This is a genomic window from Sphingomonas sp. CFBP8993, from assembly GCF_034044895.1.
Lineage (GTDB): Bacteria > Pseudomonadota > Alphaproteobacteria > Sphingomonadales > Sphingomonadaceae > Sphingomonas.
Window position 1 is genome coordinate 179,680 of the sequence record NZ_JAXCWU010000001.1, and the last position, 26,337, is coordinate 206,016.

Genomic DNA, 26,337 nt, shown 5'->3' on the forward strand with positions numbered 1-26,337 from the left:
CATCCTGGATCAAGATCGCGGCTTTGACGGTTAACCCTGAAAGCCGCCGCAAGCAGAGGATGTTCAGCGCATGACCAAGGCCGCCATCTTGCCCGCCAAGGGTGTCTTCATCGACAATGAATGGGTGGCATCCGCCTCCGGCGGCACGATCGACGTGATGGCCCCGGCCGAGGGCGTGAAGTTTGCCGAGATCGCGGCGGGCAACAAGGCCGATGTGGACCGGGCGGTGGCGGCAGCGCGCGCTGCGCTGGCGGGTGACTGGGGCAAGTTGTCGGCGACCGAGCGTGGCCGCCTGCTGACCAGATTGGGTCTGCGGATTACCGAGGTCGCCGAGGAATTGGCGCAGTTGGAAAGCCGCGACACCGGCAAGCCGCTGACCCAGGCGCGCAACGACATGGTCGCGACCGCGCGCTATTTCGAATATTATGGCGGCGCGGCGGACAAGGTCCACGGCAACACCATCCCGTTCATGCCCGGCTATTTCGTCACGACCGAGCATGTGCCGCACGGCGTCACCGGTCATATCATCCCCTGGAACTACCCGGCGCAGATGTTCGGCCGCACGGTCGGCCCTGCGCTCGCCATGGGCAATGCCTGTGTCGTCAAGCCCGCGGAGGATGCGTGCCTGACCCCGCTGCGCCTGGCCGAACTGGCGGCCGAGATCGGCTTTCCCAAGGGCGCGATCAACATCGTGCCGGGGCTGGGCGAGGAGGCGGGCGACGCGTTGTCCAATCATCCGGGGATCGACTTCATCTCGTTCACCGGCAGCCCGGAGGTCGGCACGCTGATCCAGACGGCGGCGGCCAGGAACCATATCGGCGTCACGATGGAGCTGGGCGGCAAGAGCCCGCATGTCGTCTTCGAGGATGCCGACATTGCCACCGCCGCCAAGACGATCGCGCTGACCATGGTGCAGAATTCGGGGCAGACGTGTTCGGCGGGCTCGCGTGCGCTGGTCCAGGCGTCCGTCTTTGATGCCGTGACCAAGGCGCTGGCCGAGGAATTTGCGAAGCTGACGGCGGGCACGCCGGAGATGGATCATCAGCTGGGCCCCGTCATCAACGCGACCCAGAAGAAGCGGATCGAGGGTTTCTTCGAACGCGCGCAAAGTGCGGGCGTCCCGGTATTGGCGGAAGGCAAGGTCGCCGAAGGGGTGCCGGAGGGCGGCTATTTCGTCGCGCCGCGCATCTATGGCCCGGTCCCGCGAGAGCATGAACTGGCGACGCAGGAAGTGTTCGGCCCGGTTCTTGCCGTCCTGTCCTTCGAGGACGAAGAGGATGCCGTGCGCCTCGCCAACGACACCGATTACGGCCTGATGGCGGCGGTGTGGACGCTCGACGGCAATCGTGCGCTGCGGGTCTCGCGGCAGATCCGGGCGGGACAGGTCTATATCAACGCCTTCGGCGCGGGCGGCGGCATCGAACTGCCCTTCGGGGGCATGAAGAAGTCCGGCCATGGCCGCGAAAAGGGCTTTGCGGCATTGCACGACGCCTCGACGATCCGCACGACCATCTTCAAGCACGGCTGAGCCATAACGACAGGCGATGGCGGCGCGACAAAAGCCCTATTGGCGCCGCATGACCCCTAGACCGCAACATCGACGAACAAGGCGATCCGGCAGAGTATCGGATCGCTCGAGGAGAGATGGTCTTGGTCACCAATTTCTACATGCCGACCCGCGTGATCGCCGGATCGGGATCGCTGGCGACGATCGGCACGGTCGCGCGCGATCTGAAGATGAGCCGCGTGCTGGTCGTTTCCGATCCCGTCATCTCGGCGCAGGGTTTTCATGCCGCCGCCCTCGATGCGCTGGCCGAGGCGGGGATCGCGACCGAGCGTTTCGACGAGGTCGGCATCGACGCACGCTGCTCGCATATCGACCAGCAGGGCGGGCGGGTTCGCCGCGCCGCGATCGACGGCGTCATCTGCATCGGCGGCGGATCGGTGATGTGCACCGGCAAGGGGATCGCGATCGTCGCGACCAATGACAAGCCGATGGCGGAATGCACCGGCGTCGGCAGTTTCGACAAGCGCGCCCTGCCGATGATCATGGTCCCGACCACGGCGGGCTCGGGGTCCGAGGTGTCGCAATGGACCATCGTCAAGGACGAGGAACGCCACCTCAAGCTGCTGGGCGGCGGGCCACTCAGCTTTCCCGATGCGGCGATCCTCGATCCCGTCACGCTCGCCTCACTGCCGATGCGGGTAGCGGCGCTTCCAGCCGTCGACGCGCTGACACACGCGGTCGAGGCTTATGTCAGCGCCATCGGATCACCGATCACCGACGCGCTGGCGATCGCGGCGGTGCGGTTGCAGCACGGTTCGCTGCGCGCCTCGATCAATTCGGATGACGAGGGCGCGCGGGCCGACAATCTGATCGCGTCGTGCATGGCCAATATTGCCTGCGGCAACGCACGACTGGGCCATGGCCATGCGCTGTCGCTGCCGATGGAGGGGCATCTCGACCTTCCGCACCCATATGGCGTCGGCATCCTGCTGCCCGAGGTGCTGGCTTTCGATCTGGCGGTGCTGCCGCACAAGGTCCGCCCGCTGGCCGAGGCGCTGGAGGTCGACACGACCGGCCTGTCCCGCGCGGAATGCATCGCGGCGGCTTCGGACGCCGTGCGTGATCTCTACCGCGACATCGCCTTTCCGCTGAAATTCACCAGCCAGCAACTGCCGCGCGACCGGGTGGCGGAAATGGCGCGGCGCGCGGTGCCCGGCCTGTATGCGGGCATCGCCGCTCGCGATTACGACCCGGCGACGGCGCGGCCCGATACGATCATCGCCTGCCCCTCGGCCCGCAAGATGACAGTCGCCCAGGCCGAGGCGATGCTGTCGGAGCTTTGCGCATGACCACGCCCATCCTGCACCATTACGACCTGTCGCCCTTTGCCGAGAAGGTGCGCACCGCACTGGGGCACAAGGGTGTGGTCTGGGCGTCGGTCGAGACACCCGTCTGGCCGCCGCGCCCGCATACCGTGCCGCTCACCGCGGGCTATCGCCGGATTCCGGTTCTGCAATTCGGCGCGGATATCTATTGCGACACCGCGCTGATCCTCGACGAGCTGGATCGCCGCTATCCGGATAAGCCGCTCTACCCGACGGAGCAGCGCGGTGCGATCATGGCCTTTGCCCGCTGGGCGGATATGGCCGGGTTCATGCCTGCGGCGACGCTGACCACGTCGATCATCGGCGACGGCGTACCGGCCGAGTTCATCGCAGACCGTATCGCGTTCATGCACCACGACTTCTCCCGCACGGCGAGCATGAAGACCGCGCCGCTCGACCGCCAGCGGGTGGCAAGCCTCATCGACCTGCTTGCGCAGATGCTGTCGGATGGCCGTCCTTTCCTGTTCGGCGAGAGGCTGACTGCCGCCGATCTCGCGGCATGGCACCCATTGTGGTTCGCGCGCAGCAATGGCGGTGCGGCGATCGAGGCGCTTCTGCCGTTCGACAACCTGTCGGACTGGATGGGGCGTATCGCCGCCATCGGGCATGGCCAGCATAGCGCGATGGCCCCGACCGATGCCCTTTCGGTCGCGCGGGACGCGCAGCCCATTGCGACGACCGGCGTCCGCGATACCGACCCCAGCGGTCTGGCCGAGGGCGATCCCGTCCTCGTCATCGCGGACGAGGCCAACGACCCGATCCGTGGCACGCTGGTCGCGGCGGACACGCGCGAGCTGGTCATCGCGCACGTCACCGGGGCGGCGGGCACGGTTCATGTCCATCTCCCGCGCCTGGGGTTCAGCGCGGTTCGCGACGAGGACGCCTGATGCGTATCCTGACCAACACCACTTCGCCCTATGCCCGCATCGCGCGGATCGCCTTGGGTGAAAAAGGCTTCGACCTGTCGGCCACCGAAATCGTCAATCCCTGGAACGATGATGCGGCTCTGCTGAAGCTCAACACTGCCGCGCGCGTGCCCACGCTGGAGATAGAGGGCGGCCTGCCGCTGACCGAAAGCCTGTTGATCCTGTTGTGGCTCGAGCGAACCCGGCCCGAGCCGTCGCTGCTGGCGGGCGATGTCGACCGGATCGTCAGCCTGGCGGGTCGTGCCATGGGGGTGATCGATGCCCAGGCGAATATCGTCACCAACCGGATGCAGATCGATCCCGACTTTGCCGAGCACCGGGTGGGGCAGCGGCGCATTCGGACAATCGTTAACGGTCTGGCCGCGCTGGAGGCCGATCCACCCGCCTATCACGGTGACACGCCCGACATCGCGGTCATCACCGCGGTGGTAGCGCGGGACTATCTGGACCTGCGCTTTGCGGGTGAGCCGTGGGTGGCAGCGATGCCCCGGCTCGACGCGCTGGTCACCGCCACCGCCGATCGCCCCGCCTTCCGCGACACCAAGCCCTATCTTTGAAAGGACGCTCATGACCGACATGTCTGCGAACGCGCAACTGGCCCGCGATTACTTTACCGCCTTCGCCGCGCGCGACGAGGCGTGGTGGAAAGAGCATATCGCCGACGACTTCGTCCGCCACGATCCGGGCCTGCCGTTCGTCGTGCGCGGGCATGACGGGATGCGTCAGCTTGGCGAATTCCTGCACGGCAATTTCAGCCGGATCGAACTGCCCATCCTCGATTCCGTCGCTGAGGGGGACAAGGTGTTGATCCATCTGCGGATGAAGGCGATCCATTCGGGCGACGGGCTGGGTGTGCCCGCCACGCACAAGCCGGTCGATTTCGTCGTGATGGACCTGTTCCGCTTCGAGGGCGGCAAGCTGAAGGAACATTGGGCGCTGATGGACAATCTGGGCATGCTCAAGCAGATCGGCGCGGTGGACGCCTGATGCCGTCTGCCCACGTTCGTCTTCGCCTGCCCGAACTAATCTCTGCCCGGCTATAGGATCGGGTCGTCAGCGACCCTCTACTGTGACCTGCAAGCCTTGCCCTTCTTCGATCAAGGAAGAAGGGAGGAGACCGACATGCACACGATGGCACGACGCAGCGGCGTGCCATCGGCCCGTTCGACCCGCACCTCGATCGCCGCATTTGTCTGGCCTTTGTGGATTTCATCGACGGCAAGCGCCGCCGCACTATGGATCGCGGAGGTGAGGGCGCTTTCGCTGGTATCGAATTCCGTCCCGTCGTCGCGGGTTTTGAGCCTGGAATCGATGGCGTGGATAAAGAATTTGGGCATGGCGCTGGCCTCATCAGAGGCGCAGGCCTTTTCGCCCACAGCCGTCAGCGCCTCGGAGCATCAGCCGACGATCTATGGTTCATGCCCCATATATCTACCGGCGACAATATAGGCAGTTAAGGTAAGCCGTGTGCTGGTGCCTATTTCATTCTCTTGTAAAGGTAATTGGCATCGAAACCGGATATGTGGGTCAAGGCCGCCGGGTCGATGATCCGCAGGACGCCCCGGCTCAGCTCGATCGCCCCCGACCGACGCAGCTCTTGCAGGATGCGATTGATATGAACCGGGGTCATGCCCAATGCGTCGGCTAGCACCACCTGCGGCAGCGGTAATTCCATGCGCGTCCCGTCGCTCAGCCCGATGCGGACCGCGCGCAGGAACAATTCCAGGATCAGATGGGCAACGCGCTCGACGCTGGAGCGGCGGCCCAGGCTGACGATCCAGGCGCGAAGGGTCCCTTCGTCGACCAACTGCGCGATATACATGGCCGTTGCGATGCGAGGATAGGACCCCATCAGTTCGTTCATGTCCGAACGGCTGATGGTCGCCACCGAAGCAGCGGTTACGGTCTGGATGCTGTGATCCATCTCGGCCAGCATTTCGGTGTGCAGGTCGCAGGCATCACCCGGCATCAGAAACGCCGTGATCTGGCGGGTGCCGCTCGGCAGCACTTTATAGCGGTATGCCCAGCCTTCCAGCATGACGAACACCGGGCCGGGGGGGTCTCCTTCGCGGATCAGATCCTTTCGGGCTGTGATGGCCTTGGGACGGGCTGTGAGGCGCTCCAGCGCGCTTATCTCTGGCTCGCCGAGATCGGCAAGCCCGCGCAGCTTGGTGATGAACCGATTACCCATGCAACCGGCTTAGCTATGAATTATCAAACTTTATATTGCCGTTCTATATTGTCTACAATTAACAAGATTATGCTCGTCGTGGGACTATCGACGGTTCACATTAGGCACCTGTTTTTGTCGGCAATAGGTGGCTACGCATGACCCGCGACTCGTCGATGGAAACGCTTTGGGAAGTTGTGCAGGCATTGGATGGTCATCTGGCGCGACTGGATCAGGCACAGCTGGGTCAACTCGCGGCGTGCTATCTGAAACAGGCCAGCGACATCCTTAAAGACGAAGCATTGGGTTTTTCCCATGGCTGTAAGGACGGTTCGCAGCCACCCATGCCGAATTCTTCCCGATCCTCGATATCGTAACGGTAACATGCGATAACATAGCGGTTTATCACGCGCATCGTCAAATACCGCTAGTGCATGACGCGACGTTTGCATGGTGTCATGTCGTAACATTGGCTCGTCATCGAGCGAAGTTCTGCATGTGCACCAAATAGGGGTGCGCGGTCATGAGCAGGGAAGACGACGCAAGCTATTATGAGCGACGCGCCGAGCAACAACTCGAGATTGCCCGCGCCGCCGTTGATCCGGCGGTAAAGACGATCCATCTGGATCTGGCGTCACGTTACGCGACGTTGCGCGAAATCTGCGCTCATGCGCAAACGCCGGCGATACCCGAAAAGATGTAAGCGGCATCGTTCGCCTTTCGATACTCGGATCGGGGTGGGTCCTTAGGTCAGGCCGATCGTTCCAGACGTTAGCCCCAAGGAGAATAGCATGACGAATGGTCAGAAAGGCCCGGCGGATGGCCCAGCCACGGATGCGGGCGGCAAGGCGGGTCGTGAGGGGGCATCGCCTCGTTCCGATCAAGGCAAGAATGCCGAGATGCTCGAAAGCGATGACGAGAATGGCGGCGGCGAGGACGACGCCAGCACCGAGAAGAATGGTGACGACAGCCACCTCCATGACGATCAGAAATCGCGGACCTTGAAGAACTGATTCATCGTTCTCGCGGCGACCGCCACAGGACGGCCGCGTCCTGATCGATGCGGCGGACCGTGACATCGACCGTCATGCCGGCGGCATCTTCGGCGGTGCCGATATAGCCGCCGGTCACGGGCATGATCTGTGCGTTGGAACGGCCGGTCGCGACAGGACACGGAGTTCATACGTATCGCGCGGTGCCCGCATCAGCCAATGCGGCTAAAGACGTACCGCCCGGCTGTACAAATAACGGGTCTGGTGCCGGATATGGAGCTGCACGGCCGGACTAGCGGATCAGTCCGGCGGTACGCAGCGCGTCCTCGATCACTTGTCCGACCGCGCCGCCCGGTGAAGGCCAACGCTCCGCGCCTGTGGGCACACCCGGTCTGTTCGGCGCCTTCGGGGCAGCCGGCGGGCTGGCGGCGATATGGTGGATGTCGGCCTCTTCGCCTGCTGGGATCAGCCCCCAGAAGCGGCAGATATGCCGCGTGGACGAGATATGGGCCTCGAGCATGAAGGCCGTCGCCGTGCCGCAGCCATCGGCACCCCGGGTATCGAGCGGCGTGCCATGCCCCATGCCGGTAATGCTGAATTCCTCGATGACGTCGCGTCCATCGGCATTGCGCCAGATCCGCCGGGGATAGCCATCCACCGCTTCGACCCGGTCCGGTTCGGCCCCGACACCGTGCAGCGAGCGCCACTGCGCGATGATCGCCCCGGCATTGCTGGGGTTCACCGTCGTGTCGCCGCTACCCTGCCAGATCGAAAGGGTGGGCCATGGCCCGTCATGGCCGGATGCGTTGCGAACCAGCGCGGCCAGTTCCCCGTGGGTCGGAAGGCCGCGTCCGCGCATCCGGTCGAACGCTTCGGGAATGGTCGCCGCGCAACCAAAGGGCAATCCGGCGATGATTGCACCCCCGGCGAATATCTCAGGGTAGGTGGCCAGCATGATCGACGCCATCGCGCCGCCCGCCGACAGCCCGGTCACGAAGATGCGGGCAGGGTCTATCGGATCTGCGGCGGCAACCGCCGCGACCATCTCACGGATCGAAAGCGCCTCGCCCGATCCCCGGCGGCTGTCGTCGGGATTGAACCAGTTGAAGCATAGATTGGGATTGTTCGCCCGCTGCTGCTCGGGAAAGAGCAGGGCAAAGCCGTGCCGATCTGCCATCTGCGACCAGCCCGAGCCCGTGTCATAGCCGCTGGCGGTCTGGGTACAGCCATGAAGGACGACGACCAGTGCCGCATCGGCGGCAAACGATGCCGGGCGATAGACATGGCCAACCAGATTGCCGGGGTTGGTCCCGAACTGCTGGAGCGTGGTCCACTGGCCATTTCCCGCAAATCGATCCGCTTGGTCGACATGGCGCATAGTGACTGGGGGGATCATGAGATGGGGCAGCTTCGGCATCGGCAGCATCCTTGACGGGGGTCTGCACAGACATGGTCTCCACCATTTTGCTGCACTGCACAATATATGATGGTGATGCGCCGGATTGCAAGACACGCCGATGCCGGCAAGTCACTCGATCGGGTGGATATTCCGCGTGGACGCGGACAAAGTGACCGATGCAGGTTAGCCTATCCGGCCGGACGGAGCCGATCCTGCGGCTGTGCCGTTGATCCTTCATAGGAGAGACGCGATGCCCGATACGCCAGACAAGAGCCCGAACCCGAACGGACAACCCCCAGAAGGCGCGGACGCCGATGACGTCGCGAAGAATGATCCGCACAAGACCGAGAAGCTGACCAAGGCGGGACGGAGCATGGACCCCGACGAGGGCTCGGACTGACGCTCGACCGGGGCGATCCGGTGCGGCACCTAGGATGAAAGGCAGGCTCGCTCGATCATCCCCGATCCATGTGCCTGCGCAGCCCGATCGATGCGACCCACGCACGTTTCCGGTCGGGGTTGGTCACATATCTGACCGACTGGCCCGACCGGCTGGCGGCCTCATCCGGCGTCGGCATGGGCCCGGTCGGCATCCTCGGCAAGATCGCCCCACCCGGCGGAGGTCGGTTCGTCGCCTCGCGGCTGTCCTTCCGCAAATTGGCGCGTGCGCAATTTGCGGTCTTCGCGCATTCCGGCGGCTACCCCCTCCTTGGCCCAGGCGGCGGCGGCCGCGTTGGCGACGACCCGGATATTGTCGAGCGTGGCGGCTCGCGAGATGGCCAGATGATGTTCTTCGCGTGCGCGACACAGGATCAGCGATGGCTGCATGAGACCGGCCTTTCTAAGGTAGAGAAATAGGGCAGGGCGTCAGCCCTTCTTTGGCGGCGGAGTCTGGGGCGTGCCCTTCAGCGAAGGATTGGACGCGTTCTGCTTGGGCGGTTCCTCCTTCTTCGCCTTGCGTGCTTCGCGATTGCCGCGCTGTTGTCCCTTGGCCATGTCATGATCCTTGTAAAATGGGGGGCAATTCGGCCCCCGGGGCGGCGGTCAGCGCCGGATCGACGCGGAATGAGGGTGAGAGGTAAGATCGGCGGTAGAGCCGTCCGTCGGAAGCGGCGGGTCGCCGCGCCTGAGGGCTGCCGCTGTCATCGTAGAGTCGCACATCCGAGCCGCTTCATCATGGCCGCGACATCGTCGACGCTTCGGTCCACGGCGGTCGCGATCGCGTCAGGGGCTTGGCCGTCTGCCAGGCGACTGCGAAGGTCCGTGATGCACGTCTGTTTCCAACGTCGATGCGCGTTCATCCCGGTCTCCATGAGTCGATGGGCTGCCCGATCCGAACGAGGCGGAGGCGGCAGCGGAACAGGCGTCATATCTCGCGGCCAGTTCTCCATGCGCGAAGGCGCTGGCCGGATCGGGCGCGGCGGCCTGCGCGGCGCGACAGTCGGCGGCGCGAGAGGCGTAATATTCAGCCTTTGAGGGGAAGGGCATTTGCTGGCGCTCCTTCGCTTGCGGCGCGGTCATATGCCGTCGATGTGGCTTGCCCCCCATCGTCCTCCCACCTGTTGATGTCGTCCAACGGCGCGGGCCTGAACTGGAGGGCAATGGGGATGCGGTGGGGAAAGGAGCTGTCGATCAACAGTTGACCATAAGCGGTCGCCAACCCCTGGTGCGCAATCCGGGCTGGCGCGGACGCCGCCACCGAAGCCCTGTGAAGGGAAACCTGCTCACGGCTGAGAATATAGTTGATGTCCATATGCGCTATCCCGATGAGCGGGAGCGACAGGGCTCTCAGTCGCGCGGCGCTCAGGCAGTTGCGCGATAATCTCTATGTGGGGACGCGACGGCGGATTTACCACCTGTCTATTGATGGCGCGATCCTTTCGATGGAATGGATGGAGGCCGTATGGGACGGGTACGTCACGGGAGCGCAGCGTCCAAGCGAGCCGTCGGAGCAGCAATACGGCGTCAAACGCTTCCGTTACGAAGGCCGCGACGAGATGCGAACGCACCTCGCCAACTTCATGACGCCTTATGATTATGCCTACGCGGCCAAGGCGCTGAGCGGTTTCATGCCCTACGGATGCATCGCAAAAATCCGGATGTCAGAGCCGGATCGGTTCATCGTCGACGCGATCCATCAAATGCCGCGACTGTACACAAGCCAACATGCACGGCGAAAGTGCATATCCGAAACTGAATAATTGTCGGGTCTTACCTTTTGGCAGGTAGCTTGATCTGCAGCTGTGCGAGCGGAAAATCGACGGCGTATCCGGGGAAAAGATTCAACAGATCATTGCCCAGGATTATCGAAGGCTTGGTGTCATCGTCGTTCGAAATGGCGATCGGCACGTTCGAAAGCCCGATTCCGCCTATCGACAATTTGCCGATCCGCGCGATCCGAATCTTCTGCCCCTCGGCCGAGGTGCCGCGGATTTCCCCGCCGTCGCTCAGACGCGGATCGCTATCGCTCCAGCCGAGCAGGCGGAACGCGGCGGTGTTGATGATCGTGACCGCCGCTCCGGTGTCGATCAGCGCGGGGATGCGGACACCATCCAGCGTCAAGGGGATTTGGACGAAGCCCTCGCCGGTCCTGACGCCCGCGATCGTCGCAAAGCCGGGTCCGGCCGGAGCAGAAGGTTCGGCGGCGATACGGTTCGTGCTGCGATCGATCAGTAGCTTGCGTTGGGTGAAGAACTCCATGCCGATGATGCCGCGTGCATCGGTCACGCCGCCATTGGTCAGTTCGACCATCGCGACATAGCGCGCATCGAGCAGCGGGTTGGTCATGCGGTCGACGGGATAGAGCCGGGCCTGTTCGCTGCCTGTCGCACCGTTCACGCCGATGCCGCCGTTCAACGGCTTGAGCGCCAGTTCCGTCGCCAGGGTCCGGCTCAGCAGGCTGGTCTGCGCCGCCGTGTCGACCACCATGGGGAAGGGGCCTTTGCCATTGATCTGTACCGTCATGACCGGCCGCCCGCGCGTATCATGCAATAGCGGTGCCTGGGCCGGGGCGATCGCGGTGACGGGAGGCTGAGGCGAGGCTGGGGCGGTGGGATTGGCCTGGGCCAGGGCGATGGCGGCGAGAAGAAACATGGGCGGGTCCTGACGAACGATAAGGGGGAAGGAGCGGATCAGCGCAGCTTGCGGCCACGAACATCCCACACCTCGACCGGAGCAAGGCCCAGTGCGCGGATTTGGGGTTCGATGGTCCGCAGGTCGCCGATCACGACCCAGGTCAGCGCATCAGGGCGCACAAGGCGGCGCGCGCTGTCCTGCACCTCGCCGAGCGTCACCGCGTTCAAACGCTGGGCCAGCGTGTTCGGGCGATCATAGGGCAATTTGTAGCTGCCCGATGTTTCCAGCGAGTCCAGAAACGCCTCGTTGCGCGAGTAGCGCAGCGTGGCGGCGCGGATCATCATATTGCGCTGGGCATCCAACTCCGCCTGGGTCGGCGGGCGGGTCGCGGCGAAATCGGAAAACTCGCGGCGCAGTTCGGCCAGGCTGTCGGCGGTGCGGTCCGCCTGCACGGTGCCGCGCGCGACGAACAGGCGGTCGCCGCTCGGGGCATCCTGTATCTCGCCGCCGAAGCCATAACTCCAGCCCTTGTCCTGTCGCAGATTGGCGTTGAGCCGTCCCGAGCCGATATTCGCAAGCGTGGCGGCGGTGATGGTCTCGATCGCCGAGCGATCCTTGTCGAAGGGCGGGATGAGGGTGCCGACGGCGATGCTGCTCTGTGGCGCGCCGGGGGCGTCGACCAGGATCAGATGGGGGCCTTTGGCGTCGGTCGGTGCTACCGGGACAGGGAGGGAGTCATGCGTCGCCGGGCCGGTCCAAGTGCCGAAATATCGCTCGGCCAGGGCCTTGGCCCGGTCGGGCGTGACATCGCCGACGACGTAGAGCGTCGCATCGCCGGGCACGATGTGATGGGCCTGGTAATCGACCAGGTGCTGGCGCGAAATCGTATCGGCATCCTGCGTCGTCGGGACGTGGCCGCGTGGATCGTGATCACCCCAGATCGCCCGGTTGAGCAGCGGCATTGCGGCCGCGAACGGATTGCGGCCCTCCGCACCTCGTGCGCTCAGCGTCGTGGCGCGCGCCTCCTCGACGGCTGTCGCGGGATAGGCCGGATGCCGGACCAGATCGGCGACGAGCGCAAAGGAGTCGTCCAGCCGGTTGTTCGCGACGCTCCAACGAACCCCGCTGTTCCACGGGCCTGCCTGGGCCCCCAGTTGAATGCCGAGTTGCGACAGACGCTGTTCGACTGGCTCGCCCGCCCGCGTCTTGGCGCCTGCGCCCAGCAGGTGAAAGGCATTGGTGACGACATCCGCCGCGATGCCCGGATCACTTTGCGTGCCGGTGGCGAATTGCAGGCCGAGGTCGACCGTCGCGGTTCCGGGCCGCCTGGCGACGACCAGCTTCAGGCCATTGGCCAGCGTCATGGTGGTGACCGGGGGGAAGGCAATCTCGCTTTTGAACGGACCGGGGGCGGGCATATGGCTGCGGTCGACATCCGCGCTGCCCGCCTGCCGGTCCGGAACCGGCATCGTGATCATCTCATAATAGGGACGGGTCAGCCATTTCGCGGCGACCGCGCGAACCTCGTCGGGCCGGGCGTCGTTGATCCACGTGCGCTGCTTGAGGAAATACGCCGGATCGCCATGCGCGACTTCGCCTTCGCCCAGCCGATTTCCGACCGCGGCGTTATCGTCGAGCGAGCGGAGCAGCGAGGCGTCGGTGGCGGCAATGATGCTCTGCAATCGCGATGGCGGCGGCCCCTTGGTCGCGTAATCCGCCAGGGCGGCGTCGAGCGCGCGGCTCGCCACCTCGGGCGAGACGCCGGGGCGTACGCCGATCGAGAGGTTCAGGACGCTGCCCAATGCGCTTTCGTTGACGGTCGCAGTCACCCCCGTCGCGACCTTCGCATCCGTGACCAGGGCGCGGACCAGCGGTGCATCCTTCGGCCCGGCCATGGCGCGCGCGGCCAGCAACAGCAATGTCGTGTCGCGCGGCGAGGTGTTCGGGATGGGCCAGCTCCGTGAGATGCTGGTCTGTGCGAAGTCGCCGTAAAGGCGGTCACGCCGCGTCTCGGTCAGGGACGGAGTCCATTGCAACGGGCGGCTGATCGGCGTGCCGGGGCGGATCGCGCCGAAATAGCGGGTGATCTTTTCGCGTGCCGTGGCGGCGTCGATATCGCCCGACAGCACCAGCACGGCATTGCCCGCGCCGTAATGGCCCTGGAACCAGTGCTTCACATCGTCCAGCGTCGCGCCCTCGATATCCTCGGTCGAACCGATCGTGGGGTGGGCATAGGGGTGACCGGCGGGATAGAAGGCGGTCAGGAAGTGGCGCCAGGCCATCTCCTCCGGGCGCAATTCCCCCTGCCGCTTCTCGTTCAGCACGACACGCCGCTGCTCGTCGAGCAGGGCCTGGGTTATACCTCCGTCCAGATAACCCATGCGATCGGACTCCAGCCACAGGACGGAGTCGAGCGCGTTGGTCGGCACCGTCTCGAAATAGACGGTGTCGTCGGTGCGGGTCATGCCGTTGGCGCGCACCGCTCCAATGGCATTCAGCGCGGCCATATATTCCTGTGGTCGATGCGCCGTGCTCTGGAACATCAGATGCTCGAACAGATGCGCAAAGCCGGTCTTGCCCGGCGGCTCGTCGCGCGATCCGGTCTTGTACCACAGGCCGACAAAGACCGATGGGCTGCTATGATCGGTATGGACCAGCGCGGTCAGGCCATTGGGCAGGGTGAAGCGCTCGAACGCCACATCGGCGACTTGCGGCGCGGGCATGGGCTGCTTCGTCCGGGACCAGGCGGGAACGGACAGGCAGGCTGCCGTACCGGCCAGGCAGAGAGGCCATAAAGCGCGTTTGGCGGATTTCACGTCGACGTTCCCATCATGCCCATGGCGATCGCCGACAGGAACCATGACTTGCTTGCATCAGCCTTGCAGATGAAACGCGCATCGGTATCCCGCGATCGAGGGGAAAGGCTAAGGGTGGCAAGGTTGGTGCAAGCCAGCCGCCATAAATCCTTGCAGATGCCCTGAATTGAGGGCGGGGGCGCAGATGGACGATCGATCGGACGAGCTGCTCCATCAGCGGCTCGACAGGCTGGAGGAGAAGGGGCGCGCGACGCTGGCTGGCGCTGCGTGCACGGCGGCCTGGCGTGCCGGGATCGATCTGGCCATGCGGACGGCGATCGTGGTGCCGGTGCTGACGCTCGTCATGGCGATGATGCGGCCGGTCGCCGTGTTGCCCGCGATCATCTTCTCGATTGTCGTGCCGATGATTGTTCTGCTGGTGGCCGTCGCCGTGCGTATGGCGCGTTTCCAGGTGGAGCGTCGCGCGGCGCTGGCCTTGGTCGATCAGTCGCTGGCGTTGAAGGACCGGGCGGTCATCGCTGCGGAATTCCTGGCGGACGATCGGCGGGATGGCTTCCGCCGCGCCGCCCTGCAAGAGGCGATGCCCTGGCTGGACCGGGCAGCGTCGACGCCGATCCATGCGGAGGCCCGCGCTGTCGAGCAGGGCTGGCGGCGTTGGGTCATACCGGTGCTCGCCCTCGTCATTCTCGCTGTGGCGTTGAGCATCCGGCCGTCTTCGCCCGTGCCGTCCGGCGTGGCGGAGCCCTCCGTCTTGCAGAGGATTGGCGCGGCCATGGGTCTTCGCGCCGCTGGCCCGGAAGTCCAGAGCGATCGAAACGAGCAGGATGCGGAAGGCCACGGCCGGGATGCGTCATCCGCAATGGCCGCCGGGGGCGTCGCGGGGGGATCGCAGATGGGGGCGGCCGGGGCGGCGGGCATGACCAAGGCGGGTGCCAGCCCCGGCGGATCGGCCACGCCCCTCGGGCAGTCGCAAGGCGGTGGAAACGGGGCATCCGCATCGTCGGGCAATGGCGGGGCCGATAGCCCCGGCGCCGCGGGGCGCTCGGCCGATGCGGATAACGTAGGGCAGCCGGGCAAGACGGCCGAGGGTCAGCGCAGCGGTGAACCGAAGATGGCCGGTGATGCCCAGGCCACGGCACCCGAAAGCCGTGCGACGCCACCGCAAGGCAATCAAAGCGGCGCTGGCGCCAGCGTGTCCACACCCAGTGGCGCGCCGCCGGCTCCCCGCAATCCAGGGGGGAGCCAGGACCAGCAGCGTTCGGGTTCGCGCAACCGCCAGCAATCGGGCCAGCAGTCGCAAGGCTCGGGCAGTTCCGGGCGCGCCAACAATAATGGGCAACAGGGTTCCAATCGCGGTGACGGCCAGGAGGGGGCCAAGCGAGCTCGCGGCTCGCCGTCGCTGATGCTGGCGGTGCCGATGGAGGATCGGGTGATCGGAACGGTCAACGCCGGTGCGGTGAGCAGCACGACCCGCAACGCCCCTCCGCGCGCCATGGCATCGGGCACTGTCGCCGCCCAGTCGCGTGGAGCCGGGCAGGGGCCGGGTGCTGCACTGCCCGAGCGGACGCGCAGCGTGCAGGAGGACCGACTCCTCGAACGCTATTTCGCCCGGACGGGAGTCGATCGGTGATGCTGTCCAGCGCCCCCGGCTTCGACGAGCTGTTCGATCCCGTCTTTCTGGAACGGGTCAATGCGCTGACCCTGCGGATCGCGGCGGCGCAAAAGGGCGGCCGCCTGGCCGATCAGCGGACGTCCGCGCGCGGGCAGGGATCGGACTTCGCCGACTTCAAGCCCTATGTGCCGGGCGACGATCTGCGTGCGATCGACTGGAACATCTATCGGCGGCTGGGCAAGGCGTTCGTCCGGGTGTTCGAGGAACGGCAGGACCTGCCGGTCTATATCCTGCTCGACGTATCGCGCAGCATGTTCGTCGAAAGCCCGCCCCGTATCGGCCCGGCGATGCGCGCCGTCCTGGCGCTGGCCGCCGTTGCGTTGGGGCAGCAGGACGCGGTCAGCCTGATGACGGTCAGCGACGACATGGGCACGGCGATGCGGAATGTGTCCGGCAAGGGCGGCATTGCCCGCGTCGCACAGACGCTTGCCGCCCAGCTGGCCGTGGGGCGCAGCGCGCTGGCCGGTGCGATCGCCAAGCTGGCCGCTATGCGATTGCGTCGCGGACTGGTGATCCTGGTGTCCGACTTCTTCGATGATGACGGTCTGGACGGCGTTCTGACCGCACTGGAAACGCTGCCCCATCGACTGCTCCTGGTGCAGATGACCCGCGCCTCGGATGCGGACCCGATGCTGCTGCCCGATCTGGACGGTGATGTGGTGATCGAGGACGGCGAGCATGAGGGTGCCGGGTTGACCGTGACGCCCGAACTGATCGCGCGCTATCGTGCGGCGTATCGGGATTTTGCGGACGGCCTTGACGGCTTCGCGCGGCGGCGGGGCGCGACACTGGTCCGCCTGGATGCGGATCGCGATGTCCTCGACCAGTTGATGCCGGTCCTGACGGCAGGGAGCATCCTGCCATGAGCTTTACCCAGTTCGGCTGGCCGGTGACGCTGGGCGGGATGGTCGCGCTGGCGGGCATCGTTTTCCTGCTGCAACGGCTGCGTGCCCGGCGTCGGGTGCTCCGCCTGCCGACCGCCGGTCTTTGGGCGCAGGCAGTGCGCGACACACCGGTTCGGATGCTGGGAGGGCGGTTCCGTTATTGGCTGGCCTATCTGCTGATCCTGGCGATCGCGCTGTTGCTATGGATCGCGACGGCGCACCCGCAAGCGGCGTCGGTGGCGAGCGGTGGCGGGTTGCAGCGCTTCTATCTCGACAATTCGGCGCTGATGACTGGCAGCGGCGACTTGGCAGCGGCGAAGCGCGCGTTGCTGGCCGATGTGCGCGCGACACCGGCGGATCGGCGCGAGGTGGTCCTGGGCGATGTGATCGGCACCCGGCTGCTGGCACCGGGGGAGAGCGCGTCCTTGCTGTCGCGAAGGCTGGACATGGTGTCGGCCGAGACGCGGCCATCGCACTTCGCGGCATGGATGGCACAGGCCGGTGCAGGAACGGTGCGCTATTATGGCGCATGGGGCGCGGCGCGACCTGCCGGGCGGTTGGCGGGGCTTCGCTACGGCTATCTGGCCGATCCCGTGCCGGGCAATCGCGGCATCGTGGCGCTGGGCGTCACCCCGGCGGCGTCGGGACAGGTCGGCAAGGCGGATCTGCTGGTCACGGTCGCCGCCGCGCATAAGCCATCGCCCGACGCAGCCGATCTGCGCTGGGCGACGGGTGGGCGCGGCTTCACGCCTTCGCGGGTCGAGCCCCTGGGCGGCGGGCGCTTCCTGGCCCGCGACATCGACGCGACCGGCAAAGTCGTCGGCGTGGCGCTGGCACAGGGCGACGGCTTTGCGGCGGATGACAAGGCTGCGATCGAGGTGGTCGATCGCCGTCCGATCAAGCTCGCCTTGCTGGGGGGCACGCCGCCCGCCATTCGCGAAGCGGTGGCGGCGGATCCGTCGCTGCTGCTGGTCACGGCGGCGCAAGCGCAGGTCGTGGTGGGGGATGCGCGGGCGGTTCAGGCCGCCGGGCGGCCCGCCCTCGTCCTGTCCGATGCGGCGGCGCAGGCGTTCACCTTCGCGGGGTCGGGCGAGGCCGAACGCGGCGCGGTCGCGTTGCGTCTGGACGATCTTGGCCTGGCTGGGCTCGACGCCGGGGCGCTGGCCGATGCGCTCCACCGCCCGGTTGGAGTGGACATCCACGATGCCCGTCGGCGCCAGGTCACGGCATGGCGCGCGATCTTCGCGCCAAGTTCGCCCTTCGTCCAAAGCCCCGCCATGCCGATTTTCGTCAGTCGCAGCCTCCATTGGCTTGCACAGCGGCAGGATTGGCAGTCCGTAGCCCAGGACGACGTAGATCCGCTGGCGGCACCTGCGGCCAAGCGCGATCAGCCGGTGTCGCTGACCGATCGTGCCACCACGCTGGCCGCCGCCGACACCAGTCCGCGCCCGGCGGTGGAGCATGGCGGCGGAGCGTGGCCGTCGGACCTGCCCTTTCTGCTGTTGCTGCTCGCGGCTGGCACCCTGCTGGGCGTAGAGTGGTGGCTGGTGCAGCGGCGCGTGATTCCCTGAGGGCCGGACAGACGTGAGCATCACCTTCCTCTTTCCCGTCGCGGCCTGGCTGTTCCTGCTCGTCCCGCCCTTGCTCTGGTGGCCTATGCGGGCGCGGCCGCGCTGGGGGCACGCGGCGGTGCGGGCGGCGGTCTATGCCTGCCTGATCATCGCGATGATGCAGCCCAGTCTGGTGCGACGCGACGGAGCGGGCGCGCAAATCTATATCCTCGACCAGCGGTCCGTATTGGGCGCGGCGGGGCAGGCGGCGGCGCGGCGTGCGCTCGACCGGGTCATGGCGACGGCCCCCGCCGATGCCCGGACGTCGGTGATCCAGCTGGGCGGCTCGGCCAGCGGGCGCATCGTGTTGCACGACGGATCGCTATCGCAGGCTTTGCGGAACGCGGCAGGTTCCATCCCCTTGGGTTCGCGTGGCGCGGTGACGTTGATCGGCAGCGACCTGTCGACGGACGATCATTGGCGCGACAGCATCGCCGCACTGGTCGCGCGTGGTATTCCGGTCAACACGATCTCGGTGCCGACCGCCCTGCGGCCTGCCTTTGTCGCGGACGTGCGGATGGCGGCCGCTCGGGCCGGTGAGACGTTGCGCGCGGATGTCGTTGTTCAGGGGGATGGTGGCACGCATCGCCTGGCGGTGTTCAGCGGTGACCAGCGGCTGGCGACCAGCACGTCGTTCCGCGCGGATGGCGAAACGCATGTCGCGCTCGACATTCCGACCCAGCGCGCCGGGTTCCTGCCGCTGCGCGTGGAACTCGACGGAGGCGGCAATTTCCAGACGTTGGCGGCGATTCAGGAACCGCGCCGCCTGCTCTATCTGGGCGAGCGGCAGCGGGGCGCGGCGGGCCAGCTCCAGCAGTTGCTGGGGCCAAGCTTCGTCGTCGACCAACGGGCGCCGAGCGCGCTTTCGGAAGGTATCGATCCAGCGCGCTGGCCGCTGGTCATGGTCGACGATCTGCCCGCCTCGCGCCTGCCGGTGGCGGCGCAGCAGAGCCTCAACCGTGCCGTGGCGCGCGGGGGAACCGGGTTGTTCGTCTCGGGCGGAATGGCGGCGTTCGGGGCGGGGGGCTATGCCGACACGGCGCTTGGCGCGGCGCTGCCGGTCACCGCACGCGCGCAGGACAAGCAGGTCCGGCCCAGCGTCGCGCTGGCCATCGTCATCGACAGTTCGGGTTCGATGCAGGGCGATCGGCTGGAGCTCGCCAAGCAGGTGGCGCGTCAGACGGTGCGCAAACTGAACGCCAATGACTGGGTCGGCGTGGTCGAATTCTATGGCGCGCGGCAATGGTCGGTGCCGATGCACCACGCGACCGACGTGCCCGATATCGAACGCGCGATCGGCCGGATGCAAGCGCAGGGCGCCAGCGTCCTTTTCCCGGCGCTTCAGGAGGCGTTCTATGGGCTGAAGGATCTGGATGCACGCTACAAGCATATCCTGGTCATCTCGGACGGCGGGGTGGCGGAGGATCGCTATCAGCAGTTGCTCCGCCACATTGCGGAGAACCGGATCAACATCTCCACCGTGGCGGTCGGCGGGCAGGTCGATGACGAGAAGAGCATGGCCGACTGGGCACGGGTGGGGCGCGGGCGCTTCTACTCGGTGCCCGACGAGTTCAACCTGGTCGAACTGGATTTCAAACAGCCGCAGACACGGCCCGATCCCGGCTATCGCAGCGGTTCGGTAGCGGTTCGGGGCGAGCCGAGGCCCGGTTGGTGGGACGGCGCGAAACTGAGCGCCCCGCCGCCCCTGTCCGGTTATGTCCAGACGCGTACCCGGCCCGAAACGGAGACTTTGCTTCGCACCGATGGCGGTGATCCGATCCTGTCGAGCTGGCCGGTGGGTAGCGGGCGCGTCACCGCGATGATGACCGAGCCGCTGGGAGCGGGAACCGCGAGCTGGCGTGGCTGGCCCGATTATGGCCGTTGGCTGGCGCGCGTCCTGGCGATGACGGCACGGGCGCGGCCGGAGCTGACGGTGGACACCGCGCGGCGTTTCGACAGGCTGACGATCACGGTGCGGCGTAACGGTTCCGGCACGGTGGACGCGACGATGCCGACGATTACGCTGGTCGACGCGGACGGCCGTCCGCAACGCCGGATCGACGGTGTCGAGGAGCGTGCGCCGGGTCTTTTCATGGCGGACATCGCCTGGCCGGGCAAGGATTCCGCCCGGATCGAGGTGCGCGACGGCGGTCATCTTGCCCTTGCCGCCGACTCGGCCTTCTCCGATGTGCGGCCGGTCCAGGCGATGCCGGACTTCATGGCCCTGCCATTCGACACGCTGTCGTCGCGGACCGGAGGATGGCACCGCGACGATCCCGCCGCCCAGCCTGGGTCCGTACAGCGGATCGGCGGCTTGCGCGCGATCGATCTCTGGCCGTGGATGACGCTACTGGCGCTGGGATTGTACCTCTTCGATATTGGCTATCGGCGCTGGCCTTCGCGCCGCATCGCAGGAATTCGATGATCCGCTTTTCTTCCCGTCGATCGGCCTTTCGGCCGCTGCTTCTCGCGCTGTCGCTGTCGACCAGCCTGACCTGTCCGTCATGGGCATGGGCGCAGGCGGGGGACGATTTGTCGGCGCTGGCGTCGGCGAGGCGGACCGATTTCGACGCGGCGAACCGCCTGTACCGCGCGAGCGTGAAGCGTGGCGATCTGGCGACCGTGCTGGCGAAGGTGGAGGCCCTGTCGCAGAGCGGATCTCCGTCGGCGCGTGCGTCGGCAGGGCGGTTGCGCGCCGAACTCCTGTGGCAGGATGGCGACCGCGAGGGTGCTCTGGCGGCGGCCGATGCGGCGCTGGCCAATGAGACGGGCGCGGACGGCTATCGCCTCAAGGCCGAACTGCTCGATGCGCTGGGCCGGATCGCCGAGGCGGTGCCGCTCTATCGCCAGGCGGAGGAGCAGGAGCATGACCAGGCGGTCAAGCGGCGGATCGCCCTGCGGCTGGCAATGATCGACGCGGTTCGCCGTCCCGATACGCTGCTGCGCTATGCCAAGGATGCGCCGCCGGCCCAGGCACCGCGGCTGGCCGATATCCTGGCGCTGCTGGGACGACCCAAGGCGGCATTGGCCCTGGGCGGATCGGGCGGCGACGTGGGCGATAGGCTGACGGCGGCGCAATGGGCATTGGCGGCGGGTGAGGCGGGCCCGGCGCGCGACACGGCCAAGGCCGCCCTGTCGATCGCAAAAACGCCCGACGATCGGCGTTATGCGCTGGCGCTCGTCGTCGAGGCTTATCGCAATGCGGGGGATCTTACCGGTGCGCTGACCTTCCTCGACACCCTGCCTCCCAACGAACTGGTCGCGAACGCCAAGGTCGATGTGCTGCTCGAGCTGGGTCGTACCAAGGCCGCCATCGCCGCGATCGAGGCGGCCAAAACCCCCGAGCTGCGTGGCCGCTTGACCGGGGTGCTCGATCTGTCCGGCGACCGGGCGGCGGCCGAGGTCGAGTATGCCCGCCTGATCGCGGCTGACCCGCATCAGGTGGACCTCTATGCCCGGCTGGCTGCGCTTCATCTGACGCAAGGGGACGAGGCGCAGGCCCTGGCCGTCTGGCGGCGGATGTTCGCGGCCAATCGCGGGCGGGCCGACGTGCTGACGGCGGGCGCGCGGGCGATGATCGGCATGGGCCTTCAGGATCAGGCGGTCGCGATGCTGGCGGGCAGCGCGGGCGACCCGGCGGTGGCGACGGCGACGCATCTGTTCCTGTTCGAGACGTATCTGGATCGCGGCGACATGGCCAAGGCGCTGGCCGAGTTGCAGGCGGTCGAGCGCGGCGACACCGCCGGGCTGCTGCTGCCCGATATCGCCGATGGTTATGAACGGCTGGGTCGGCCCGATCAGGCGCTGGCCCTGTTGAAGCGGTTGGAGGCGAAAGGCGCGCCCGCTTACGACGTTCGTACGCGTATCGCGCAGCTCGCGGCGGAGGCGGGACATGATGACGAGGCGCTGACCCGCTGGCGTGCGCTCTGGGTGGATACGACACTGCCTGCCCGGCGCAGCATCATCGAGCGGCAGATCGTCGCGATCGCCACGCGAATGAACCGGCTGGAGCCGATGGCGCAGGAGATTGGCGCGCGGCTGGATGCGGGCACGATCCGGCCCGGCGAAATCGACCTGCTTGTCGCGCTCCGTCTGGCGCAGAACAAGCCCGAGGCCGCCGCCGAGGCGGTACGGCGTTTCGCCGCGCGCCGTGGCCAAGGCGAGGTCGCGCTGCTCAACCAGTTGGCGCAGCTTTACGCACGGGTACGCGATTACGACCGGCTGGATGCGACGCTGGCTCGGCTGATCGCGCTCGACCCCGGCAATCGCGACGCCCATGTCCGGCAGCTGATCCTGACCCGGTTGCGCCATGACGACGGCCCCGTATCGGCCGAACAGCGGCAGCGGGAACTTGACGGGCTGATGGCCCAGTTGACCGACAAGGGCGATGTCGATGCCCATGCGTTCAAGGCGACCGTCTATGCACAGTCCGACCTGCCCACCCAGGCGATCGCCCAGTTGCGAGAGGGGCTGGCGGCGCGACCCGACGACGCGGATGCGCTGTCGAGACTGGCCAGCGAGCTGAAGCGCCAGCACCGACGGGGTGAGGCGATCGGTCTGTTGCAATATGCCGCCGATCATGGCGATGCGGCCCAGTTCCTGCCCGCGATCGATGCGCTGATCGACATGGTCGCCGATGCGGGCGATGGTGATGCCGACACCAGCGGCGTGCTCGACTGGGCCGAACGGCGCGTGCTGGAGCGGATCGCCGACGGGGGCGCGATGCCCCGGCTGCTCGGCCTGTTGTCCGACATTGCGGCTGCGGATGCCGATCTCGACCTGCAGATCCGGGCGACCGAGGCGACGGTGCCGGGCGCGGGCGAGCAGCGCGCCTTCGTGCTGCGCGAACTGGCGACGTTGAGTGGCGGCGGCGCGAATGATGGAGGCGCGGTGGCGATCATCGGCGATCCGCGCCGCAAGCTGATCTATGCCCGCCGCCTGCTGGCGCTCGGCAAGTCGTTCCCGCCCGACCTCTATGCCGATCTGGCGCGCACCCTGTTGATGCAAGGGGACGAGGCGGGGACCGAGCGTGCCTTTGCGATGATGAACGGCCTGGGCGGGCTGGTGAATGTCGACGAGGCGAAGGGCGATGCCTATGCTGCCGCCGGACGCCCGGCGCAGGCGCTGACCAACTATGCCCGTGCCTTGTTGCAGGATCAGTCGAATTTCGATCTGCTGGTCAAGACCGCGATCCTCCAGGAACGGGCGGGAGAGGATGCGCTGGCCCGACGCTGGTACTGGCGCGGCCTGCGCACGCTTCTGGCGCGCCAGCCCTCGACGCCGATGGGCCCGCGTGACGAACGGGGGCTGGACGTCCGCCGCTATTATCCGACGATGGTCGAGGGGCTGCTGCTGACCTGGCCGGACGCGGGTGCCACCGCCGATCCGATCCTTACCGAGCTGGCGCAGCGTTTTACCACGGAGATGGGCCAGGTCGATGCTGTCCGGCCGGGCGCGCTGGCGGATCATCCGCGCCTCGCGCTGTTGGTCGATCTGGGGCATCGCATCGCCGATGCGGGGCATGGCGATGCCGGTTTGTCGGCCTGGGATAGCGCGCTCGACAGCCGTTTCTCGGGCGATCCCGCGTATCGCCGTGCGGCGTTGCTGCGTGCTCATCTGACCGGGCGCGGCGGGAAGCCCATCACGGCCGCATCCGACTGGCCTTTTGCGGCGCTGCGCCTGCAGGCGGGCGACGCCGACAATGACGAGCTGGCGCTGGTGCTGGCCCTGTCGCGCGGGGATAAGGCGGCCAGCCAGGGCCTGCTCGCCAGCGCGCTGGCGGAGGAGGAAAAGGCACGCGCTGCACCGGAACCAGGCTTCCGCCGTCCGCTCTACCTGCTGCTCCTGAGCGACGCATTCGACCTGCTGCCCCCCGAACAATTTCGGGATTGGGTCCTGCCGCCGCTCCAGGCGTCCCCCGCACGGGACGGCATCCTGTTCGACCTGTTCCGCGCGTCGCCGGAGCGTTATGCGAAGCTGGAAAAGGCGGCGGGCACGACCCTGTTGTCACCCGATGCACTGGTCCGTTTGACGATCACGCAAGGCAACCGACCGCTCGGCATCAGCCTGACCGTCTCGCGACGGCATGGCGGCGGGGGCATGGACTGGCTGGACCAGTTTTCGATCGATCAGTTGCTGACCCTCTATGACGGCCTCGTCACGCAACTGGAGCGTGGGCAGGGGGATTCGGGCCTGAGCGACCTGACGCTCGACAGCCTCTTCCGTCATCCGCTGGATGCGGCGCAAAAGGCCCGGCTGTCGGCCATGTTGAACCGGGACATAGCCGTCGTGCGCGATCCCAAGGCACGAAGCGGTGCCCCGCTCGCGGCTCGGCTGCTTCAGTTCGATGCGTTGCCCGCCAATCGGGACGTGGTGCTGAACGCGGCCAGGGCCGTCGCGTCCCGCTACGCCGACGCCGCCGCGCTGCCGACCATGCTGGAGCGCTGGTATGCCGGGGACAAGCGACAGGCCTTCATCCAACTGACGACGATGGGCGAGGCGATGCGCGCCAATGGCCAGCAGGTATCCTGGCTGGATCGCGCCATCGCCCGGCACTTCCCCGACGTACGCCGCGAACAGATCGAGGCGTTCCTTGCCGATCCCAAGCCGGACCCCAAGGTCGCGGCGCAGGTCTATCAACGCTTCGCGGTTCAGGATGCGCAGACCTCGTCCGAGCAGCGGCTGGCGCTGACGCGGCGGATGATCGCGCTCGACCCCACCAATGCGGCGTATCGCGAACATTTGCTGGCGCTGTATGTCGAAAAGGCGGACTGGAGCGACCTTGCGCCCGCACTGCAGGACTATGTCGCCAGCCATCCCGACGACCGATCCGCCGCGACGATGCTGGTGCTGGTCTATCGCCTGATCGGCAAGCCGGAACAGGCGGCGGCGGCCGCCCAGACCGCGCAGGTCGATGCGGACGATCCCGACTGGCTGGTGGCCCTGCTCAATCGCGCGCGGGCGATGCGCGGGCGTGGTGGCGGGGGTGGAACCGCCGGGTTTTTCGCCAGTGTCTATGACGCCTATCTCCGTCACGATCCGACCCGTCCCGCGCTGGTGGTGGTCGAGGCGCGGCAGGGACGCGGCACCGCTCCGGTGATGCGCGGTGGCGATGCCACCCTCGCGCCGCTGCTCGATCCGGGCAAGGGCGATCCGACGCCGCCGTCGCGGATCATGCGCGCGCTGTGGCGCCACTCCAATGCCATCGCGACGGAAGGCGATACGGGGCGAGGCCGTCGTGCGCTGGTCTACACGCTGTCGGCGGCGACCAAGGGGCAGGGGGCCGCCGCCGCCCTGCTGGCCCGGCCCGACATGTCGGCCGAGTTGCAACGCTATCCCGGCGCGATGGCGCCGGAGGACCAGGCGCGCCAACAGGCGCTGTACGACGTCATCGCCTTTGGCCCTGCCCGGCGCGGCGAGGGGGCGCAGAAATTGGCGGCGATGCTGGCTGATCTTCACGCCGGAAAGGCCGATGCCGATGAAGTGGCGCGCCTGCTCGCGCTGGCCGACCGCCTCGCGGCCCCGCTGACGGCCGAGGACGCGGCCATGCTCGATACGCGGCTGCGCGCCATGCCGGTGATGGCGGCGGAGGGACGGATCGTGGCGGCGCGGGTCTATGCGCGAAGCGGCCTGCTGCCCCAGGCGGAGGCGCTGCTCGACGCGGCCTTCACCCAGATGCTCTATCCCGCCGGACCGCTCGACAATGTCGACGACCTGGCGGACGCCATGGCGCAACTGGTCGCGACAGTCCGGTTGTGGCCGGACGCGACCGATCGGCGGCGGGTTTACGCCACGCTTGCGCAAATCCTCGAAAAGCGGAAGCTGGGGCCGAACGGCGGCGACTTGCCACCGATGCCGCCCCTCGACGGAGGCGCGGCGCACTGAGGCGGGGGCAGACAGGA

24 protein-coding genes are annotated in these 26,337 nt (G+C 66.9%); 15 read left to right on the plus strand and 9 right to left on the minus strand.

The genetic code is table 11. The features are described from left to right. The first annotated feature begins 70 nt into the window (after positions 1–70). The 5 genes from SOM26_RS00785 (at position 71) to SOM26_RS00805 (ending at position 4,805) form a co-directional block, all read left to right on the plus strand. Entirely contained in the window at positions 71–1,528 is a 1,458-nt protein-coding gene (locus tag SOM26_RS00785) for an aldehyde dehydrogenase family protein (protein WP_320450828.1), read from the plus strand. A 116-nt stretch (positions 1,529–1,644) separates the two neighbouring features. Continuing rightward, positions 1,645–2,856 (plus strand): iron-containing alcohol dehydrogenase, encoded by a 1,212-nt coding sequence (locus SOM26_RS00790; protein WP_320450829.1) that lies wholly within the window; start codon positions 1,645–1,647, stop codon positions 2,854–2,856. After that, positions 2,853–3,779, plus strand: coding sequence for a glutathione S-transferase family protein (locus SOM26_RS00795; protein ID WP_320450830.1), 927 nt, complete (start codon positions 2,853–2,855; stop codon positions 3,777–3,779). Before SOM26_RS00790 ends, SOM26_RS00795 begins: the two co-directional genes overlap by 4 nt. Next, positions 3,779–4,375 (plus strand): glutathione S-transferase family protein, encoded by a 597-nt coding sequence (locus SOM26_RS00800; protein ID WP_320450831.1) that lies wholly within the window; start codon positions 3,779–3,781, stop codon positions 4,373–4,375. Before SOM26_RS00795 ends, SOM26_RS00800 begins: the two co-directional genes overlap by 1 nt. Positions 4,376–4,385: 10 nt before the next feature. Continuing rightward, positions 4,386–4,805 (plus strand): ester cyclase, encoded by a 420-nt coding sequence (locus SOM26_RS00805; protein WP_320450832.1) that lies wholly within the window; start codon positions 4,386–4,388, stop codon positions 4,803–4,805. Positions 4,806–4,915: 110 nt separating this feature from the next. Here SOM26_RS00805 and SOM26_RS00810 read toward each other — a convergent pair whose 3' ends face one another. Beyond that, entirely contained in the window at positions 4,916–5,194 is a 279-nt protein-coding gene (locus tag SOM26_RS00810) for a DUF6894 family protein (RefSeq protein WP_320450833.1), read from the minus strand. Positions 5,195–5,295: 101 nt separating this feature from the next. After that, a complete protein-coding gene (locus SOM26_RS00815; RefSeq protein WP_320450834.1) occupies positions 5,296–6,009 on the minus strand; it encodes a Crp/Fnr family transcriptional regulator in 714 nt (237 codons plus the stop codon). Between the two features lie 137 nt (positions 6,010–6,146). On the opposite strand from SOM26_RS00815, the gene SOM26_RS00820 reads away from it, so the two are divergent. The 3 genes from SOM26_RS00820 to SOM26_RS00830 all read left to right on the plus strand — a co-directional run bounded on the left by SOM26_RS00820 (position 6,147) and on the right by SOM26_RS00830 (position 7,001). Further along, positions 6,147–6,365: a hypothetical protein gene (locus SOM26_RS00820; RefSeq protein ID WP_320450835.1), complete on the plus strand. Its 219-nt coding sequence runs from the start codon at positions 6,147–6,149 to the stop codon at positions 6,363–6,365. Positions 6,366–6,511: 146 nt separating this feature from the next. After that, entirely contained in the window at positions 6,512–6,691 is a 180-nt protein-coding gene (locus tag SOM26_RS00825; protein WP_320450836.1) for a hypothetical protein, read from the plus strand. 88 nt (positions 6,692–6,779) lie between these two features. Then, positions 6,780–7,001, plus strand: coding sequence for a hypothetical protein (locus tag SOM26_RS00830; protein ID WP_320450837.1), 222 nt, complete (start codon positions 6,780–6,782; stop codon positions 6,999–7,001). A gap of 1 nt (position 7,002) precedes the next feature. On the opposite strand, the gene SOM26_RS00835 is transcribed toward SOM26_RS00830, so the two are convergent. Both SOM26_RS00835 and SOM26_RS00840 read right to left on the minus strand, forming a co-directional pair. Beyond that, positions 7,003–7,125 (minus strand): hypothetical protein, encoded by a 123-nt coding sequence (locus SOM26_RS00835; protein WP_320450838.1) that lies wholly within the window; start codon positions 7,123–7,125, stop codon positions 7,003–7,005. 147 nt (positions 7,126–7,272) lie between these two features. Next, positions 7,273–8,358 (minus strand): extracellular catalytic domain type 1 short-chain-length polyhydroxyalkanoate depolymerase, encoded by a 1,086-nt coding sequence (locus SOM26_RS00840; protein ID WP_320450839.1) that lies wholly within the window; start codon positions 8,356–8,358, stop codon positions 7,273–7,275. 271 nt (positions 8,359–8,629) lie between these two features. Between SOM26_RS00840 and SOM26_RS00845 the strand changes: the two genes are divergently transcribed. After that, entirely contained in the window at positions 8,630–8,779 is a 150-nt protein-coding gene (locus SOM26_RS00845; RefSeq protein WP_320450840.1) for a hypothetical protein, read from the plus strand. Between the two features lie 161 nt (positions 8,780–8,940). Here the strand turns inward: SOM26_RS00845 and SOM26_RS00850 are convergent, their stop codons facing one another. The 3 genes from SOM26_RS00850 to SOM26_RS00860 all read right to left on the minus strand — a co-directional run bounded on the left by SOM26_RS00850 (position 8,941) and on the right by SOM26_RS00860 (position 10,132). Further along, entirely contained in the window at positions 8,941–9,207 is a 267-nt protein-coding gene (locus SOM26_RS00850) for a hypothetical protein (RefSeq protein ID WP_320450841.1), read from the minus strand. A 39-nt stretch (positions 9,208–9,246) separates the two neighbouring features. After that, entirely contained in the window at positions 9,247–9,375 is a 129-nt protein-coding gene (locus SOM26_RS00855; RefSeq protein ID WP_320450842.1) for a hypothetical protein, read from the minus strand. 469 nt (positions 9,376–9,844) lie between these two features. Next, positions 9,845–10,132 carry a hypothetical protein gene (locus SOM26_RS00860; RefSeq protein ID WP_320450843.1) on the minus strand — a complete coding sequence of 96 codons (288 nt, stop codon included), beginning with the start codon at positions 10,130–10,132 and terminating at the stop codon, positions 9,845–9,847. 13 nt (positions 10,133–10,145) lie between these two features. Between SOM26_RS00860 and SOM26_RS00865 the strand changes: the two genes are divergently transcribed. Further along, the gene (locus SOM26_RS00865) at positions 10,146–10,580 is read left to right on the plus strand and encodes a hypothetical protein (RefSeq protein WP_320450844.1); all 435 of its coding nucleotides are present in this window, start codon (positions 10,146–10,148) and stop codon (positions 10,578–10,580) included. Positions 10,581–10,590: 10 nt separating this feature from the next. Here the strand turns inward: SOM26_RS00865 and SOM26_RS00870 are convergent, their stop codons facing one another. Then, positions 10,591–11,472: a retropepsin-like aspartic protease gene (locus SOM26_RS00870; protein ID WP_320450845.1), complete on the minus strand. Its 882-nt coding sequence runs from the start codon at positions 11,470–11,472 to the stop codon at positions 10,591–10,593. A gap of 38 nt (positions 11,473–11,510) precedes the next feature. Further along, on the minus strand, positions 11,511–14,177 hold the full coding sequence (locus SOM26_RS00875; protein ID WP_320450846.1) for a M16 family metallopeptidase: 2,667 nt from the start codon (positions 14,175–14,177) through the stop codon (positions 11,511–11,513). A 277-nt stretch (positions 14,178–14,454) separates the two neighbouring features. Here SOM26_RS00875 and SOM26_RS00880 point away from each other — a divergent pair, with 277 nt between their 5' ends. From SOM26_RS00880 to SOM26_RS00900, 5 genes are read left to right on the plus strand one after another with little or no spacing between them, the layout of a single operon-like run. After that, positions 14,455–15,900 (plus strand): hypothetical protein, encoded by a 1,446-nt coding sequence (locus tag SOM26_RS00880; RefSeq protein WP_320450847.1) that lies wholly within the window; start codon positions 14,455–14,457, stop codon positions 15,898–15,900. Beyond that, the gene (locus SOM26_RS00885) at positions 15,900–16,808 is read left to right on the plus strand and encodes a DUF58 domain-containing protein (protein WP_320451256.1); all 909 of its coding nucleotides are present in this window, start codon (positions 15,900–15,902) and stop codon (positions 16,806–16,808) included. The genes SOM26_RS00880 and SOM26_RS00885 overlap by 1 nt, the downstream gene beginning before the upstream one ends. Next, positions 16,805–18,397, plus strand: a complete 1,593-nt coding sequence (locus SOM26_RS00890; RefSeq protein ID WP_320450848.1) for an energy transducer TonB — start codon at positions 16,805–16,807, stop codon at positions 18,395–18,397. The genes SOM26_RS00885 and SOM26_RS00890 overlap by 4 nt, the downstream gene beginning before the upstream one ends. 13 nt (positions 18,398–18,410) lie before the next feature. Continuing rightward, positions 18,411–20,861 (plus strand): VWA domain-containing protein, encoded by a 2,451-nt coding sequence (locus tag SOM26_RS00895; RefSeq protein ID WP_320450849.1) that lies wholly within the window; start codon positions 18,411–18,413, stop codon positions 20,859–20,861. After that, positions 20,858–26,320 (plus strand): hypothetical protein, encoded by a 5,463-nt coding sequence (locus SOM26_RS00900; protein WP_320450850.1) that lies wholly within the window; start codon positions 20,858–20,860, stop codon positions 26,318–26,320. The genes SOM26_RS00895 and SOM26_RS00900 overlap by 4 nt, the downstream gene beginning before the upstream one ends. The last annotated feature ends 17 nt before the right edge of the window (positions 26,321–26,337 follow it).

What these genes read in the sequence shown, in the direction of transcription:
- SOM26_RS00785 (WP_320450828.1), top strand. Translation starts at nt 71, where the DNA reads ATGACCAAGGCCGCCATCTTGCCCGCCAAGGGTGTCTTCATCGACAAT.
- SOM26_RS00790 (WP_320450829.1), top strand. Translation starts at nt 1,645, where the DNA reads ATGGTCTTGGTCACCAATTTCTACATGCCGACCCGCGTGATCGCCGGA.
- SOM26_RS00795 (WP_320450830.1), top strand. Translation starts at nt 2,853, where the DNA reads ATGACCACGCCCATCCTGCACCATTACGACCTGTCGCCCTTTGCCGAG.
- SOM26_RS00800 (WP_320450831.1), top strand. Translation starts at nt 3,779, where the DNA reads ATGCGTATCCTGACCAACACCACTTCGCCCTATGCCCGCATCGCGCGG.
- SOM26_RS00805 (WP_320450832.1), top strand. Translation starts at nt 4,386, where the DNA reads ATGACCGACATGTCTGCGAACGCGCAACTGGCCCGCGATTACTTTACC.
- SOM26_RS00815 (WP_320450834.1), bottom strand. Translation starts at nt 6,009, where the DNA reads ATGGGTAATCGGTTCATCACCAAGCTGCGCGGGCTTGCCGATCTCGGC.
- SOM26_RS00820 (WP_320450835.1), top strand. Translation starts at nt 6,147, where the DNA reads ATGACCCGCGACTCGTCGATGGAAACGCTTTGGGAAGTTGTGCAGGCA.
- SOM26_RS00825 (WP_320450836.1), top strand. Translation starts at nt 6,512, where the DNA reads ATGAGCAGGGAAGACGACGCAAGCTATTATGAGCGACGCGCCGAGCAA.
- SOM26_RS00830 (WP_320450837.1), top strand. Translation starts at nt 6,780, where the DNA reads ATGACGAATGGTCAGAAAGGCCCGGCGGATGGCCCAGCCACGGATGCG.
- SOM26_RS00835 (WP_320450838.1), bottom strand. Translation starts at nt 7,125, where the DNA reads ATGCCCGTGACCGGCGGCTATATCGGCACCGCCGAAGATGCCGCCGGC.
- SOM26_RS00840 (WP_320450839.1), bottom strand. Translation starts at nt 8,358, where the DNA reads ATGCGCCATGTCGACCAAGCGGATCGATTTGCGGGAAATGGCCAGTGG.
- SOM26_RS00845 (WP_320450840.1), top strand. Translation starts at nt 8,630, where the DNA reads ATGCCCGATACGCCAGACAAGAGCCCGAACCCGAACGGACAACCCCCA.
- SOM26_RS00850 (WP_320450841.1), bottom strand. Translation starts at nt 9,207, where the DNA reads ATGCAGCCATCGCTGATCCTGTGTCGCGCACGCGAAGAACATCATCTG.
- SOM26_RS00855 (WP_320450842.1), bottom strand. Translation starts at nt 9,375, where the DNA reads ATGGCCAAGGGACAACAGCGCGGCAATCGCGAAGCACGCAAGGCGAAG.
- SOM26_RS00860 (WP_320450843.1), bottom strand. Translation starts at nt 10,132, where the DNA reads ATGGACATCAACTATATTCTCAGCCGTGAGCAGGTTTCCCTTCACAGG.
- SOM26_RS00865 (WP_320450844.1), top strand. Translation starts at nt 10,146, where the DNA reads ATGAGCGGGAGCGACAGGGCTCTCAGTCGCGCGGCGCTCAGGCAGTTG.
- SOM26_RS00870 (WP_320450845.1), bottom strand. Translation starts at nt 11,472, where the DNA reads ATGTTTCTTCTCGCCGCCATCGCCCTGGCCCAGGCCAATCCCACCGCC.
- SOM26_RS00875 (WP_320450846.1), bottom strand. Translation starts at nt 14,177, where the DNA reads ATGCCCGCGCCGCAAGTCGCCGATGTGGCGTTCGAGCGCTTCACCCTG.
- SOM26_RS00880 (WP_320450847.1), top strand. Translation starts at nt 14,455, where the DNA reads ATGGACGATCGATCGGACGAGCTGCTCCATCAGCGGCTCGACAGGCTG.
- SOM26_RS00885 (WP_320451256.1), top strand. Translation starts at nt 15,900, where the DNA reads ATGCTGTCCAGCGCCCCCGGCTTCGACGAGCTGTTCGATCCCGTCTTT.
- SOM26_RS00890 (WP_320450848.1), top strand. Translation starts at nt 16,805, where the DNA reads ATGAGCTTTACCCAGTTCGGCTGGCCGGTGACGCTGGGCGGGATGGTC.
- SOM26_RS00900 (WP_320450850.1), top strand. Translation starts at nt 20,858, where the DNA reads ATGATCCGCTTTTCTTCCCGTCGATCGGCCTTTCGGCCGCTGCTTCTC.